Genomic DNA, 14,546 nt, shown 5'->3' with positions numbered 1-14,546 from the left:
GCCGCGCATGCGCGGCTCGTCGGGCGGTCACCCCGGCGCGCGCCGCTTCGACGACGAAGCGGATATCGAACGGGGAGACGTTCAGCGGGCGCGTTCGTCCTTCAGCATGCCCTTCAGCAGCAGACACGCGCCCCCACCCACCGCGCTCACGCATGCGACATAGCCGAAGTAAAGCTGATAGCCGCACATGCCCGGATACGCGGTGGTCAACCAGCCGTTCAGCAGCGGCAGGAACACATCCGGCGAATAGCCGAGCAGCGAGATGATGCCGATCGCGAGCCCCGTGATGCGGGCCGACACGTCGCAGCGTTCGAGCACGCTCCAGTAGAGGCCGCGCACCGCATACGTCAACAGGCCGATCACGATCACGACGCCCACGAGCAGCGCGATCTGGTCGAGCGACGGAAACACGATCAGCCCGACGAACGCGAGCGCCGCGCAGAACAGCGCGCCGCCGAGCACGTTCAGTGTGCCGATGCGATCGCCGACGAAGCCGCCGCCGATGCCGCCGATCGGCCGCATCCACAACTTCAGCGACGCGATGAAGCCGGCCGCGACGATCGACATGCCGACGCCCTTCTGCTGCAGATACGGCGTAATGCTGTAGGTCGCCCACGACAGGTGGTAGCCGCAGAACACGATCAGCGCGAAGACCCGCAGCCGGCGATTGCGCGCGAGCGTGAGCAGGTCGCGGCCGAGGTGGCCTTTCTCCGCTGTCACCGCATCGTGCGCAGCCGCCCCGCCCGCATCCTTGACGAACAGCAGCAGCGCGCCGAGCGCGATGCATACCGTCGAATAGCCAACGACCACCTGTCGGAAAGCGCCGCCGTGCGACACGCCGCGCGTGTCGACGAGCCAGGCGAACAGCGCAAGCGACGCGGTCGCCAGTAGCGCCTCGATCAACCCGCGGCCGCCGTCGAGAAACCCGAAGAACCGACCCTGCTCGCTCGGCCGCGCGATCGTCTTCACGCGCTTGATCACGGACGCCCAGAACGTCAGGCCCGTCGTCACGCGCCAGCCGCAGAAAATCGCCATCAACGTCGCATACGACGGCGCGCTCGCATTCGCATACCAGAACCCGAGCGCGCCGGTGCCCACGAGCGAGAAGCCGATCAGCCAGCGCGGCGGCAGCCGATCGGCGAGCCAGCCGCTCGGCAGGTAGCAGACGAGGAAGGTGGTGCCGAGCGCCGAATAGAGATAACCGAGCTGCGTGCGCGTGATCTGGAACAGGCCCAGCATCGTGTCCTGGTAGAACTGGCGCAGGTACAGCATCGGGTAGATCGCGCCGGCCGCGCAGACGAGCAGCGCAAGCTGAACGTAGCGGCCAGTGGACGCAGTGGTGGCGGTGTCGCCGGGGGGCGCGGTGCGCAGCGCCGCGTCATGGTTCGTCATGCGTCTCCTCCATCGGGTGATCCCCGCCGGCCGCTGGCCGGCTTAATGCAATTCATGCAATGCGCGAGTGAATGCCCGGTGCTCGCATCTGGCAGCGGTCCTATTCCGTTTAATCAGCCGACATGAGTCGGTTCGCGGCCGCGCCCACCGGCCGCCACCAGGCATTCACGCCCGCACGCTTGACGACAAAAAATCGGCCGCCCGGGGAGAGCGGCCGCCAAGGAGAGATCCCTGTATGGGATGCCGGCGGATACCACTCCGGACCGGCCTGGGTATTGTTGACGAACGCCATTCCAATGACCATCAGACCGGTCTGAATTGCAGCCTGCCCGCCTGAAAATCACGGCGTCCCGAGCCTGCCGACTCCATCGAATCCGCAACGCGTCGTTACGTTCTCGACGGGAACCCCCATACGCGGCAACCTGTCGAATCGCCGCACGACCGTCGACGGCTTCATCGCCGTGGCGGACAATCACTTCTCCTCCTTCGCTCGTCCACGTCCAACTGTTCCTTTTCATGCTGAGCATCGGTCCCTTCTCGATCCGAGTCGTCGCGGTAGCCGCCGCCGCGCTGGTGGCGTGGCTCGTCGCGCGTTTCATCCAGCGCCGCCCGCCTGACGGGCATCACAAGACGGCATCGAGCTTGATACTCGACGTGCTGCTGCTCGGGCTGATCGCCGCGCGCGTCGGCTATATCGCGCGGTGGTGGAGCGACTATGCGGCATCGCCACGCTCGATCGTCGCGCTCGGCGACGGCGGCTTCGACTGGCGCATCGGCCTGGCGGCCGCCCTGGTATTCGCGGGCTGGCGCCTGCGCCGCTTGCCCGCGCTGCGGCGACCGGTGCTGGCCGGCATCGTCGCGGGCCTCGGTGCGTGGGGCGTCGCGCAAGGCACGCTGGCGACGTTGCAGCAGAGTGCACCGCCGCTCGCCGCGATGCAGCTTCAGGCACTCGACGCGACGCCCGTGTTGCCGGCGAGTTTCCTCGGCAAGCCGGTCGTCGTGAACCTGTGGGCGACATGGTGCCCGCCGTGCCAGCGCGAAATGCCGATCCTCGAACAGGCGCAGCGTGACCATCCTGGCATCACGGTGCTGATGATCAACCAGGGCGAAAATGCGCAGGTCGTGCGCGCGTTCCTCGAACAAAAGGGCCTGCGCTTCGATCACGTGCTGCTCGATCCGTCGTTGCACGCGATGCATGCCTATGGATCGCGTGGACTGCCGACCACGCTGTTCTTCAACGCAAAAAGCGAACTCGTCGAATCGCACATGGGCGAGCTGACCGCCGCGCGGCTGAAGGATACCGTCACGCAGCGCTTCGGGCAGTAATGCCCGGTGGCTGACCGGAAAGCGCCGCCACGCCGCTTCGTCACATCCGCGCTTCGACCACGACCAGCCGGTACACGAAGACCGATCCGATAGGCCCCGTCAAAGGCGTCAGCGCGATCGTGTCCAACTTGCGCGACGGCCTGCACATCGACCAGGAGACGGATGCCATCACGCCGTATCTGTATGCGGCGCTCCGCCTGATGGCATCGCCGATGTGGCATCGGCCTACGCCGAAGGGCTCGACTAGGAGCCGCGTGACTTCAACGCCGGACCAGAGCATGCGCGCAAGCAAATGCAAGCACTGCATGCGTCATCACTAGCGGCGCCGGCCTACGTCGTGGGCCGGTCAGACAGACGGACGCTGGCGCTTCACCCGGTGCCAATAGCCGGCGGCACCGCCGCACGACACCCGTGAACCATCAGCGCGTGCACGCTAAGCGTAGTATCAGTCTCGGTCAAATGGCGGATCAGGTACGGTTGGCCTGTCATCGACACTGCGCTGTCTTCCCGTGAAGTGGGCGATATACCCGTGCGCGACTGGGCGGTCACGATGTGAGCACTCGGTGGCCGGCTCGAGTCGGGTAGCGCCGGGATCCAATTGCCGTGCCGGCATGTGCTGCACAAAATCCACAATATCCATTGCCATGGTTCGGTCTTCAGGGATACCGGAATGTGCCAATGCTTGTGCGACCCCGCGCCAGACTGCCAATGTTTCGATATGTGCGTCCCATAACACCATTGTTGCCCGCTCATCGAGCACGGATCGGTAAAAGCGTGGGGCAACTCCACGAGACTGCATCCGTACAACGGCCTGCGTCCGAAAGCGTTGTGTCTCACCGCGAACCAGCCTCGGCGTTGCGTTGGCGTCGACCCCGTGTTCGCGCAACTGTCGCGCAAACACCTCGCGCCATGTGCGCAGATCCCGCTTGCGCGGATTCAGACACCGCCCGTCAGGACCACGCACCCGAACACACAGATGTACGTGCGGATGCGGTTGGTCATCATGCTGTGCGAACACGTACGATCGTCCGTCGCCGAATATCTCGCGCGCGAATGCCCTTGACGCCTCTCGGACGGCCGCGCGGTCCGTGCCCGCTGGCATTGATAGCATCAAATTGAAGGTTTCCCGACGCCGGCTTTCTTCCGGCATCCCCCAACCACCCCACCGCCATTCGTCAAAAAGGTCCTGCAGGGCAGCGTCTCCGACCAACACTCGCTCGTCCTGGTCTTCCAGCTCGACATGGCCATCGCGTGAAATATATTGCAGATGTCGCCGCACCGCACCCATGCCCTGTGCGCCTGACGCTCTGTTGGTAATCTTGACCATGACCTCGGGCGCGCGTCGAAGCGTCAAAGCCAGCCGTTCGCGCAGACGCAGCGCATCGCGCGGCAATGCCACGCCGGTCAGATGCGGCGCGCGCACATGCCGCAGCGGCTCATGAAACAGTCGATCGCCCCAGTTGACGAGCAGCGCATCGACGTACTGTCTGGGAAACGGCATCTCAACGGCTCCATCGGTCCAGATTGGTTTGCAGCAACTGTGCGACAAACCGCAGATGTGTGAGGATTACGACGCGCGAGTGCTCCCAATCGGACACGTGATGGCCCTCGCCCGTGTTGCGAGCAAGCTCACCCAGCCGCGTACGAATCGCGGCGAGCTGCCGATTCGATTCCGCAAGCAGCATCATCTCCCGGTTTCCCAATTGCGGCTCGCCGGTCAGATGAGCGCGAATTAACGCAGCAATCCATCGATTGGCGGTGAACCCCTGGACATGGGCCAGCCCTTTGATACATTGCAACTCGGCCGGCATCAGACCCACACCGATCCGTACAAACGGCTCGCTCGGCATCGAAAGTATTGCGGCCGTGTCCGGCGGGTCATGGGCAATGTCCAGTGCTTCGGCCACGAGCCGCCTGATCCCCTCGCCGGCGCTCACCCCGTTCTGCACACATCGTGCCTGCCACAAAGGCTTTAGCGCGCCCAGTTCGACCGCAATGCGCGCTCGGTTTCGCGATCCCATGTTCGTCTACCGTTGGCCAGGCAACTGCATGGCGGGCGCGTGATTGATTTCTCGCGACGGGGCAGACGATTGCTGGGGTTCGTCCTTTTCCGTTCGCGCGGAAGGAGCCGTCGGATCGAACACGCGAGGTCGGGGAAGCTCGACGCCCTCAGCGTGAAGCGCGTCGAGCATGCGCACAGCGCGACGCTTAACACGATTGACCGAACGATCACTGAAACCCTGCTCGCGCATAGCCGCCACAATCACGGCGAGCTGAATCTCATCGTCCAGCGATCTCGAGTGGCGCACCGGTGCGCCCATGGGACGGTCTGGACTTTCGCCGCGGGCACCCGCAGGCGTTGCAGTCGTCGCTGCTTGTGGCTGCAGCGCAAGATGCTCGGAATCGCGATCGCGCGTGTGTTCAGTCGGCCCGTTCAACTCAGCAAGGCGTGCGAGCTCGGCAGGCTTCGGTGTGTACCCGCTTACCTCAATACCGATTGAAGCGGCCTCCAGCCATACTTCGCGGCAAAAAGCGCCGTGTCCCGACACGCGAATGCGCGTCCACGCCTTCGCCTGCACCAGATCCATCATGGAAGCAACAATGTCTGTATGAGTGTGCGTCGTGACGAGATATCGCCCCCGATCCTCGAATGCCAGCGAGTATGGAGCATCCTTCAGGAAATATTGACCGCCGGCGCGCAGGTAGCTTCGCTTAACTCGCTCTGGCGCGTCGGCGATCTGCGTGAACTTCGGCGCCGAATTTATCGCGCCGGTGTCGGACACACCGTCCGTGCCGGCGTCGTCTCGCCCCGCCTCGACGCGGCTGCCACCAGCCTGCTCTCGTAGCAGGGCGCGCGCCGCATCAAACTCGCTGCGCCGACGCGCAAGCATTGCGAGGTAGCCGAATTGTTGTACTGGAAAGTGCTCCGACGGGGGGCGTCGCGCTATGTCGACGTCCGGAGTCCATTCAGGCTCGATGGCGTTCATGGCGAAGCTCGCACTGCGTGCGAAAAGCGTCGGCGACTGGGCATCATCCATCATGTACCTCACCGGTTTTGGGTCGCGCAATGCTGCGCTGCGCGGCGTCACCATACATATTGATATTGCGGACGACCGCATCGCTACCGCTGCGGGTCATCGACGTCGCCACGCCCGTCCACTCGTGACCTGGCTTGCGCGAGCGCGGCTGCACGCGCGGCTTTCACGCGAGCCCATGACGCTGCATGCAGCGCATCGAGCTTCGCGTCCATGCCATCGAATCCCATTTCCCGCGCAGATTTTTTCAGCGACGCAACCGCCCGCTCAAGCTGATCGCGGGCTCGGTCCCACGGGTAGAGCTTCGCGCGCTCACCTTCGTAGACAATCTGTACGTCTGCGCCGTTTAGGCGATGGCGCTCGTCCATCCACCGCAACCGGTCCGACACGAATGTCATCTTCCTCTTCGCGTGAAATACCACGCTGCGTGGTGCCACCTCTTGAACAAGGAAATGCTCGGTATTGAATACCTCCCCGCGATAGGGGCCTCCGTTCTCTCGTGGTGTGGACATCCTCAGCGCAGCCCCAAAACGCCGCTCGGCCGCCAACTTGACGTCAGTGGGCACGGCGTCGAGCCCGTATATGAGTTCGCCTGCCGCATGACGTGGCCCACGGTTCGAATGCTGCCCCTCGCCCGTGGTTTCGGTAATTGAGCTCGCCGCCGGTTCGTGAGTGAATGCCTGTTTCCCTTCCTCCGGGGTCCCGGATGGCCGTGTCGACGCGCGATCACTACCTGAGCTGTCGACCTCGGCGTGCCGGCGCACGTCGTCCGCCGCCGTACCCTTGCCCGCCTTCCTCGATCCCATATCTCCGTCTCCCGTCAAGTTAAACGCCATACCCTCGGTTCGCGCTCGGCTCGCCTTGGCCTCAGTCGACGCAGGCGCTGGCGTATCGAGTACCGCACGCCGCAACAGCTCGCCGACCGCGTCCTTTCCGTCGAGCACCGCCATATCGTTAAAGTCGGTCGGCAACTGATTGGCAATACGCGCCCCTGATGCGAACCGAGGAGCGACCAGTCGTGCATGCGCATCGCGCGCCGCGTGCTCCGCATGCGCATATCCAGCACCAAGATCGGCCAGAATCACAAGCTCATCCTTCGGGTGCTGCGCGCGCCATACCGTTGCCACTTTGGGCAAATTTCCGCTCGACAAAGCCGCAAGCGTGTACCACCCTGTCGCCTGCAATGCCGATACGGCAGTCGCCACGCCCTCGGCAATCAGAACCGGCAAGCACGCGTCGCGTCGACACTGTTCGGGCATAACCGACCACCAGCCCCCTGCCTTCGCACCGCCTGCCAGTGACGATTTACGCCCTTCGCAATCGATCAGTTCGAGTGTCGAGATCTGATGACCGATACGAACAGGCACGATCAACACACGTCCCAAGAGAGCGGCGTCATTGGATTTCGGGGCGTAGCCGAGCAGCACGTGCAACTCTTCTGCCTCAAGCTCGCGCAGGGTCGGCAACGGCGCAATCTGCTTGCGCGTCAGATAAGGATGATCGGGCGCCACGGGCCGTGCCCAATGCCAGATACTCAGCGCCTCACGGGCGACGGCGGCGCGGCGAGCCCGACGCTTACGCTCGAGCGGGGCTTCGGCGCCCACAATGAGGGCACGCGCCGGCGCGGGCCGAGCTGCGACATCGCCAACGGCGCGCGAGCCGGCCAGATCGAACCCATGCTCGCGGGCCAGCCAAAACAGCGACGCAAGCGTTATCGCCCCACTTTCGCTCGCCGAGCGCCATGTCGCACGCGCCGAGCGTGCATCGTAATTTGGCGCCGTCTGGCTCCATGCATCCCACAGATCAAAACCTGCCTCGCCAAGCCCCTGCTTCACGGCGAACGCCATATCGACCCATGTCGTATAGTCGTCGGCCGGAATCGTCGCCAAAGCCGCGCGCACGCGATCCGCCTCACTGATATATGCAACGCTCATTGAACACCACCACTTGCCCGCGCAGCAGGACTCCAGACGCGTTTGCGCGAGCCCGCCTCAGCATCGGTCATGCCGTCTTCGTCACGCGCTAACCGACGTCCGGCGCGCGCAACGTCATCTGCCGGCACCCCCAGCAGCGTGAAATGCCGATCCACATATGCAGCGGCCTCCTCGCAACTGATATCGTCCAAAGCCTGCGGCAACTCGCGCTGATCCCAGGCGTGTACAAGTTCCAGATAGTCCGGTCGCACATGCGCCAGCTCGCCTGTCTGATCATCGACTTCGTCATCGCTCAGTTCGCGCAGTCGCTGCTCAATTTGTGCACCAAATCGCACGAGATCGAGCGCAGGCACCGTAGGCGCGGCCATCAACCGTGAAGTGAACGCACGATCGCGCCAGTAGCAGATCCGGTCCGCCAAAATCGGCCTGGTATTCTCGAGAAGAATGATTTCCTTGTCGCGATCGAGCTCCTTGATCTCTTGCGGCAGCATTAGCGCACGACGTTGATCGGAAAAGCTCTCGCTCGCACCGCTGCGCGCACCGAACATGCCATTCGATCGGCTCGTCGTGCGCGATTGCTCCGTGCGCGTGCCGAGCATCTCGGAGTAAGCATTGGCGTCCTTCTGTTCGCGCGGGGCGAAGAGGATCTGCATCGCGTGATTCGTGACAATGGTCCGCGCGTCAGGTCGGCCATAAACAGATTCGAGCTGGGAGTCGGATTGCACGATCGAGAGCAGGCGCAGGTTGTAGCCCGCCATATAGGCCACCGCACGCGCGATAATCTGGATTTTTCCGATCGCCGTCATCTCGTCAAGCAGCAGCAGGCATTGAAATTTCAATGCCGGATTGTCCTCTGCCAACTCTTTGGTGTTCAGATTCACGAGCTGCGAGAACATCAGATTCATCAGTATCGCCGCCTCACTTAAGTGATCGGGCGTCACGCCAAGATATACGGACATCTTGCGGCGTCTGACGTCTCGAAGATCAAAGTCGTTCGCGCTCGTCGCCGCGTCAACAATCGGGTTGGCCCAGATCGTCAGTGGCGCATTAAAAGTCGCCAGAATGCTCGCTAGGACCTTGTCGTCATTCGCGAGGAACCGATTCAGTGCATCAATACAGGCTCGGCTCAAGTACTGTCGATGCTGTATAAGCATCCGATTCAAGTATGTTTTGACCGGCAGACCATTTCCCGATGATTGCCGCAGTACCTCGCCCATTGTGATCGGGTAGTCGGGCACCCCGCTCGCGCCAGCACGACGGGCCTCACGCCAATCGCACAGCAGCAGGACCAGTCCCAACAGAAGGTTGCGTGCCTGGTCCTTCCAGAATTCGTCATGCCCGCCGGCCGGATACAACACGTAACCGATCGCCAGAATGTCGCCGACGCGAAACATGCCGTCTGCCAATACCGACAACGGGTTATAGCGGTGCGTGCGGCCATCCCCTGCGAACGGATTGAACAGGTACACAGCGTGTCCGTGCGCGCGCCGGAAGCCCGCCGTGAGGCGAAAATTTTCCTGTTTGATATCAAGCACGACCACGGAGTCGGAATAGGTCAGCAGATTCGGAATCACAATCCCCACGCCCTTTCCTGAACGAGCGGGCGCGGCGAGTAGCACGAATTGCTGACCGGCAAAGCGCAGATAGCGGCCACGCCAACGGCCCACCACCAGCGTCGGTTGAGACTTCGCGGGTGCAATCTGTCTCATAACAGCCCCGCCCGACGAATCTCCGCCTCGTTCGCGAAGCGCGCGTCGCCATACAAGGGTCCGCGGCCGGCTTGTTCCAGCCACGCATACACGGCAAGCGCAGGGCCGCCGAAGGCGACGAGCAACCCCATGAGGCCCGCACCGAGCACACGTCGCCCCATATTCGGAAGACGGCCGTCGTACCATGCCCCTAACGCGTCAAGCCATGTTGACCAGCCTGCGCGGATGGGATTGCGGTGCATGCTTGCATACAGTACACATGAGGCCAACCATTCGGCTGCGGCCAATCCGGCGTATATCGCGATCGTGATGGCAAGCGTGAGAACCGTCACACGCCACGCTTGAGTAAGCGTCTCAGACACGTCATGCATCGCAGCACCTTTCGGCCTGGTTAAATTCGACGGCGGCCTTCTCGCGCGGGTCGAACCAGACTTCGGTCATCGCCCAGCGTTTGCCGACCTGGACACCGTGCGAGTCCAATACGGGCTGCGCCTCCATGTGCGCGATCACGTCGATGGTCAAGCGCAGCACGCGCTTGAGCGAAGCAATGTCCCAGGCGGCTGCCTCGGGATGCTCCTTTGCCATGAGCGCAAACCGCTCGATGGCAATGCCCGCACTGGACGCATGAAAACTCGTCATGGAGCCGGCGTGCCCCGTGGTCAAAAGCTTCAGGAAGTCGTACGCTTCAGCTCCTCGGAGCTCGGCAAGCAACACCCGGTCGGGACGCATGCGCATGGCGCAGGCAATCAAATCTGCAGGCGTTACGCGTGCGCGCCCCTGCGAGCCTTTGCTATAGAGCAGATGGACGCAGTTTTCGAGATGCCGAATGAACAGCTCGCGTACGTCTTCGATCGTCACGATGCGCTCGCTCGCGCTCAGGAATCGGCACAAGCTGCGCATGAAGCTCGTCTTGCCGGATCCCGTGCTGCCGACAATGACAATATTGCGGCGTGCTTGCACGGCGCTTTCGAAGAAGGCGGCAAAATCACGCGCTTCGAGCCGCTCGACGAGCATCCGATCGACTCCGCGCAACGCCAAGCCGGTCTTACCGAGACCGTCAACGTGTCGCCAAACCGTGTTCTCGAACATGCCGTCGGCGCGATGGCACTCAAGCGTCTTTTCATCCGCGCTCGGGCGCCTGATGGTGACCGATACCGTGCGCGACGGCACCACGGGCGGCACTACGAGTTGGAGGCGCGCGTTGTCTGGTAACAGCGCGGAAAGCAATGGATGCTCGGTCGAGACGCCCTGATTCGTCAATGTGGCAATCGCCACGGCGAACGCCATTAGTCGTTCGAAATCGAGTTCCGGTAAATCATGTGCCTGCCACCCCCGATGGGTTTCGGTCAAAATGCGCTGCGGTCGGTTGATCACGAGCTCCGTTACTGCCTCGTCGGCGAGTAACGGTGCGAATGAACGCATCAGCTCCGTCACCGATGCATCATCTGGTAACACCGGCATCGCATCGGCTACGCGATCGGTTTGCGGCTGAAGTGTTGCCTCGAACGCCTTCATCGCACACCCTCCGGCTCCAGTGCATAGACCGAGCTGAAATCCAGATCGCGAGCCAGGACAATCGTGAACTCGGTACCCTGATGTTGCCTGAGAGTTGGGGCAATATTGATGGTCTGATCGAGTACGCGCGTGGCCATGTCGTTGCCTTGCGCCTGTGTGTTCTGGTAGACAATCGTGCCGTTGCCATTGCCGCCGCGCGTGGCCAGATAACCGATTGCGTCTTGACTCAGTCCGAGCATCATGGCCGCGCCCACGCGCGCGCCCCAGTGATTATCGATCGATCCATCCATACCCATGCGGCCCAGCGCGTCGGCTACTGGCGAATCGATCTGTACGGTGACACCGTGCGGTGTAGCAACCCGTGCTGACAGAATAAATACACGTCGTTGCCCGGGCGCAAGATTCGCGCGATATTCGCAATTGATTTGCGAGCCGCGCTCGATGAGCACCACGTGCCCGTCGTCGGAATAGACGTTACGTGCGACCGTGCAAGTCGATATACCTGCTTGGGTGGAATCGAACGCGGTGTCGCCCGCGCAATCGATCTTCGTGCCCTGAGCGAGTAGCAAACTGCGGTTGCCGATAAACGCTGCCATCACCTTCGGCACGCGCGTCGGCGTGAGCGCCTGAGACAACGGCTGTGAGAAGGATTTCGCCCGCTCCTCGACCATACCGACAGTCGTATTCGACGGCTGCTGGTCCGCGTGCACGGGCAAAATACTGGGGGCAGCTGACTCACTCTCGCTCGCGTCTGCCATTTGCCCATTGCTGGCCCCCACGGCAAGCAACGGCGCGTCGTAGTAGCTGCGTACCGGTGCAGCACGATCACTGGACGGCGCAGCCTGTACCGCGGCCGGTGCTAACGTCGGTGTGGGCATTGCAGCGGCCGACGCAGACTCGGCAAATGCCGGCGCCTCGTCGAACACCTTTTCGTGTGCGCCTCGCGCATGGAGCGCACTGCGGCGCGAACGCACAGCATCGTCTCGGTGAGCGAGTACACCGTGAACTGTCCAGACTGCGCCTAGTAGTGCAAGTACGATGATCGCGAGCGGTATCAGCCAGTTGATGAACGATCGTCGCCCGAACCCACCTAGGCTGGGCATGCCGCGATCGAGCATGACAGACGATTCGGATCCCGTACCTGTATTCATATCTGCCTGGATGTCGCGACGGATCCTGTCGTCCGCCGCCGCGCCGTTGGGCGAAGTGTCCTCAGTCATGTTCGCGACTCCGCAGCGTGCGGCGCACGCCGTCGACCGTCACGCCGTGCTGCGGCGCGACACCATCAATGTCGAATGCGTCGTTCCACAAACCAACCGCCTCATCGCCCAGACGCAACACAAGTCGGCGGGCAAGCTCATGGACGACCACCACGTCGCGGTCCATGTGCTTGTCCACTACGCGTTCGGTGCCATCGTCCTCGACTCGGAAGATCGCGGGTATACGACGATTGTTGGGGATTCGAATGTACGTAAAGTGACCGTCATCCCATACTGCGGACGGTGCGATATCCTCGGCGTGTGGCATGATCTGCATCGAGTACGCGGCGTTACGCACGACAGACGGCTGAGACAGCCGTTGCTGCACACACGCCAAGCGCGCGGCAATAGACGCATCCGACGCAGCGGTGTCTGGGTACACGAAACTTACCCGGTACATCTCATGCGCGTTGCCAAAGCGTGCTTTCAAGGGCAGAACGAGAAGATCAAAGCTGTAGCTGCGCCGATCAGTCCGAACAATGAGATTCGTGTCATGAGCGGCGAGTTTCGGCTTCAGATAAACGTCATGGTCCCCCCGATTGGCTACCACATACCAGCCATCGCGGTCCCCTGGCGCAACCACAAGAATGTGCTCGGTCGGATCCAGCGCGACGTGGGTGGCAAAGCCGCGCTGCGCGATAATGCGCACGACTTCGTCCGGCACATAACGCACTTTGCGCACTCTGGCATCGCGCGTCCAGCCCGGCATGACGTGCGCGTCGACCGCTTGCGTCGCAAAGCACGCCAACAGGATCGCCACGATTGCGAGCGCATTCATTGGCCAGCTCCTGCACCGGGATGCAGAGCAGGTGGCGTATCCTCCGCATCTCGGCTGTACGCCGTCACCTTGAAGCCGAACGGATTCTCGATTGCCGAACGCTCCCGCACCAGCACCGTGGGACGGTAGGTAAAGGCGAGCGTAATCACAAAGCGCTTTGCTGGCTCACCGGTATCGATGCCGTTCTTGCGCACCGTGCGCTCCAGATGCACGACGGCATGCCCCGGCTCGTCGGGCACGAGCGTCGTCGATACTATTCGGGTGCGGTATTGTGTTGATGCGCCCAGTTGCTGATCCAACGCATTCGGACCGCTGTAGATTTGACGATATGCGCGCGCTACCGATTCGTCGCTCATCTCCAGGACGCGGTCGTAATCCATTTGCAACAGTCCCCAGTCGTAGCGCTCGCGAGTGCGTACATAGACTTCGACCCAGTGCTTGTCTTCGATCTCACGCAGCGGTACGTGTTTTGCGTCGAGCACCTCGATGAGTTGCGCCTCGCCGGTGAGCTTGTTCACCTCGATAGGCAACGGCACCACGCGATAAAACGGCATCATCACGGCAAGCGCCGCTACAGAACCGATCGCGACAATAACGGCGGCAAACGCCACTTGCCATGCGCGACGCTCGGAGCATGCCTGCAACGCGGTGAGCGACGCCTCAAAATCAAGCGCGCGCCGGTAATCGCTTTGGTCGTTCACGGACAAGCTCCATCCACCGACAGGCTCACCCCCGTCGGCACCGGTGGTTGCTGATTGACCGGTACCCGGTGAGCCCCATCGGGAAGCGCAAGCCCGGCCGGCACACTGTTGCACCCGGACATCGACATGCTCAACTCGATAAGCACGCATATCATCCAGCGTCGCGTCATCGCAGTTCTCCTTATCGGCCAAATGTGACCGGCACCATCTGATCCTGGAGTCGACGTGTGTTGCCCGCTCGCTTCAGGAGCAGTTCAGTCTGCTGTTCGGCAATCAAGCGATCCTCGGTTTCCGCGAGCATCTTGAACATCTGCAACTTCGTCATTTCGTTGCCGACTGCCACGCTCTCCGACTGGATTCGTGCTTGCAGTTCCGCGATACCCTTCGGATCCCGTGTCGTATCGATGTGCTGCATCAGACGCTCAATCCGGTCGAGTTCGGCAAGCTCAGTCTGATATGCCTCCAGGCCAAGTGCCTTATCCTGAAATGGCTTGTTTAACGCACGCTGACAAATTCGCTGATCGATGCCACGCTGGTCTTCACAGTCGTAGAGCTTGCTTTGCGCGCGCAGCGCCTGAGCCGGACCAGTCAGCCCGGCATACCCGCCCTCGCGAATCGCGGCATACACGCTCTGCCAATTGCCCGGTAGCGCATTGACTACTCCCGGTCGGTCCAGCAACGCGCCAAAGCCGCGCGCGCCACTCATGGAGCGGTACAACGCCATCTCCTGCTGCACTTGTTGTTTGAGCTGCCCGACCATCGCGATCGCCTGGGCAACGTTCTTCTCGTCATAGACCGAATAGACTTCCGCATTTGCCGGCTCAATAAAAGACGCCGCACCCGCAACAACGGCGCCCATCAGCACGGTATGCGTGAATAGGTATCGCTTCATGGCTT

At 62.3% G+C, this 14,546-nt stretch carries 13 protein-coding genes; 1 reads left to right on the top strand and 12 read right to left on the bottom strand.

Annotated elements, in window-relative coordinates; genetic code table 11:
* Window positions 1–81: 81 nt before the first annotated feature.
* A complete protein-coding gene (locus tag CFB50_RS19575; RefSeq protein ID WP_089446943.1) occupies window positions 82–1,392 on the bottom strand; it encodes an MFS transporter in 1,311 nt (436 codons plus the stop codon).
* Between the two features lie 516 nt (window positions 1,393–1,908).
* On the opposite strand from CFB50_RS19575, the gene CFB50_RS19570 reads away from it, so the two are divergent.
* Window positions 1,909–2,718: a TlpA family protein disulfide reductase gene (locus CFB50_RS19570; RefSeq protein WP_089446942.1), complete on the top strand. Its 810-nt coding sequence runs from the start codon at window positions 1,909–1,911 to the stop codon at window positions 2,716–2,718.
* A 445-nt stretch (window positions 2,719–3,163) separates the two neighbouring features.
* On the opposite strand, the gene CFB50_RS19560 is transcribed toward CFB50_RS19570, so the two are convergent.
* From CFB50_RS19560 to virB5, 11 genes are all read right to left on the bottom strand, one after another.
* Window positions 3,164–4,219, bottom strand: a complete 1,056-nt coding sequence (locus tag CFB50_RS19560) for a relaxase/mobilization nuclease domain-containing protein (protein WP_083266036.1) — start codon at window positions 4,217–4,219, stop codon at window positions 3,164–3,166.
* A gap of 1 nt (window position 4,220) precedes the next feature.
* On the bottom strand, window positions 4,221–4,739 hold the full coding sequence (locus CFB50_RS19555; protein ID WP_089446941.1) for a hypothetical protein: 519 nt from the start codon (window positions 4,737–4,739) through the stop codon (window positions 4,221–4,223).
* Window positions 4,740–4,745: 6 nt separating this feature from the next.
* Complete coding sequence (locus CFB50_RS19550) at window positions 4,746–5,759, bottom strand: LPD7 domain-containing protein (protein WP_179254203.1); 1,014 nt, start codon at window positions 5,757–5,759, stop codon at window positions 4,746–4,748.
* An 80-nt stretch (window positions 5,760–5,839) separates the two neighbouring features.
* Window positions 5,840–7,687, bottom strand: a complete 1,848-nt coding sequence (locus CFB50_RS19545; RefSeq protein ID WP_089446939.1) for a PriCT-2 domain-containing protein — start codon at window positions 7,685–7,687, stop codon at window positions 5,840–5,842.
* Window positions 7,684–9,396: a type IV secretory system conjugative DNA transfer family protein gene (locus CFB50_RS19540; RefSeq protein WP_089446938.1), complete on the bottom strand. Its 1,713-nt coding sequence runs from the start codon at window positions 9,394–9,396 to the stop codon at window positions 7,684–7,686. Before CFB50_RS19540 ends, CFB50_RS19545 begins: the two co-directional genes overlap by 4 nt.
* Window positions 9,393–9,767, bottom strand: coding sequence for a hypothetical protein (locus tag CFB50_RS19535; RefSeq protein WP_174948192.1), 375 nt, complete (start codon window positions 9,765–9,767; stop codon window positions 9,393–9,395). Before CFB50_RS19535 ends, CFB50_RS19540 begins: the two co-directional genes overlap by 4 nt.
* The gene (gene virB11 / locus CFB50_RS19530; protein ID WP_089446937.1) at window positions 9,760–10,911 is read right to left on the bottom strand and encodes a P-type DNA transfer ATPase VirB11; all 1,152 of its coding nucleotides are present in this window, start codon (window positions 10,909–10,911) and stop codon (window positions 9,760–9,762) included. Before virB11 ends, CFB50_RS19535 begins: the two co-directional genes overlap by 8 nt.
* Complete coding sequence (gene virB10, locus CFB50_RS19525; RefSeq protein ID WP_089446936.1) at window positions 10,908–12,131, bottom strand: type IV secretion system protein VirB10; 1,224 nt, start codon at window positions 12,129–12,131, stop codon at window positions 10,908–10,910. Before virB10 ends, virB11 begins: the two co-directional genes overlap by 4 nt.
* Window positions 12,124–12,948 carry a TrbG/VirB9 family P-type conjugative transfer protein gene (locus tag CFB50_RS19520; RefSeq protein ID WP_089446935.1) on the bottom strand — a complete coding sequence of 275 codons (825 nt, stop codon included), beginning with the start codon at window positions 12,946–12,948 and terminating at the stop codon, window positions 12,124–12,126. Before CFB50_RS19520 ends, virB10 begins: the two co-directional genes overlap by 8 nt.
* A complete protein-coding gene (locus CFB50_RS19515; RefSeq protein WP_089446934.1) occupies window positions 12,945–13,649 on the bottom strand; it encodes a virB8 family protein in 705 nt (234 codons plus the stop codon). The genes CFB50_RS19520 and CFB50_RS19515 overlap by 4 nt, the downstream gene beginning before the upstream one ends.
* 181 nt (window positions 13,650–13,830) lie before the next feature.
* On the bottom strand, window positions 13,831–14,541 hold the full coding sequence (gene virB5, locus CFB50_RS19510; RefSeq protein ID WP_089446933.1) for a P-type DNA transfer protein VirB5: 711 nt from the start codon (window positions 14,539–14,541) through the stop codon (window positions 13,831–13,833).
* Window positions 14,542–14,546 lie beyond the last annotated feature (5 nt).

It is taken from the genome of Burkholderia sp. AU33423 (assembly GCF_002223135.1).
Classification (GTDB): Bacteria; Pseudomonadota; Gammaproteobacteria; order Burkholderiales; family Burkholderiaceae; genus Burkholderia; species Burkholderia lata_D.
The sequence above is the reverse complement of the archived record's forward strand: the minus strand, read 5'-3'. Positions and strand labels throughout refer to the sequence as shown.

What these genes read in the sequence shown, in the direction of transcription:
- CFB50_RS19575 (WP_089446943.1), bottom strand. Translation starts at nt 1,392, where the DNA reads ATGACGAACCATGACGCGGCGCTGCGCACCGCGCCCCCCGGCGACACC.
- CFB50_RS19570 (WP_089446942.1), top strand. Translation starts at nt 1,909, where the DNA reads ATGCTGAGCATCGGTCCCTTCTCGATCCGAGTCGTCGCGGTAGCCGCC.
- CFB50_RS19560 (WP_083266036.1), bottom strand. Translation starts at nt 4,219, where the DNA reads ATGCCGTTTCCCAGACAGTACGTCGATGCGCTGCTCGTCAACTGGGGC.
- CFB50_RS19555 (WP_089446941.1), bottom strand. Translation starts at nt 4,739, where the DNA reads ATGGGATCGCGAAACCGAGCGCGCATTGCGGTCGAACTGGGCGCGCTA.
- CFB50_RS19550 (WP_179254203.1), bottom strand. Translation starts at nt 5,759, where the DNA reads ATGATGGATGATGCCCAGTCGCCGACGCTTTTCGCACGCAGTGCGAGC.
- CFB50_RS19545 (WP_089446939.1), bottom strand. Translation starts at nt 7,687, where the DNA reads ATGAGCGTTGCATATATCAGTGAGGCGGATCGCGTGCGCGCGGCTTTG.
- CFB50_RS19540 (WP_089446938.1), bottom strand. Translation starts at nt 9,396, where the DNA reads ATGAGACAGATTGCACCCGCGAAGTCTCAACCGACGCTGGTGGTGGGC.
- CFB50_RS19535 (WP_174948192.1), bottom strand. Translation starts at nt 9,767, where the DNA reads ATGCATGACGTGTCTGAGACGCTTACTCAAGCGTGGCGTGTGACGGTT.
- virB11 (WP_089446937.1), bottom strand. Translation starts at nt 10,911, where the DNA reads ATGAAGGCGTTCGAGGCAACACTTCAGCCGCAAACCGATCGCGTAGCC.
- virB10 (WP_089446936.1), bottom strand. Translation starts at nt 12,131, where the DNA reads ATGACTGAGGACACTTCGCCCAACGGCGCGGCGGCGGACGACAGGATC.
- CFB50_RS19520 (WP_089446935.1), bottom strand. Translation starts at nt 12,948, where the DNA reads ATGAATGCGCTCGCAATCGTGGCGATCCTGTTGGCGTGCTTTGCGACG.
- virB5 (WP_089446933.1), bottom strand. Translation starts at nt 14,541, where the DNA reads ATGAAGCGATACCTATTCACGCATACCGTGCTGATGGGCGCCGTTGTT.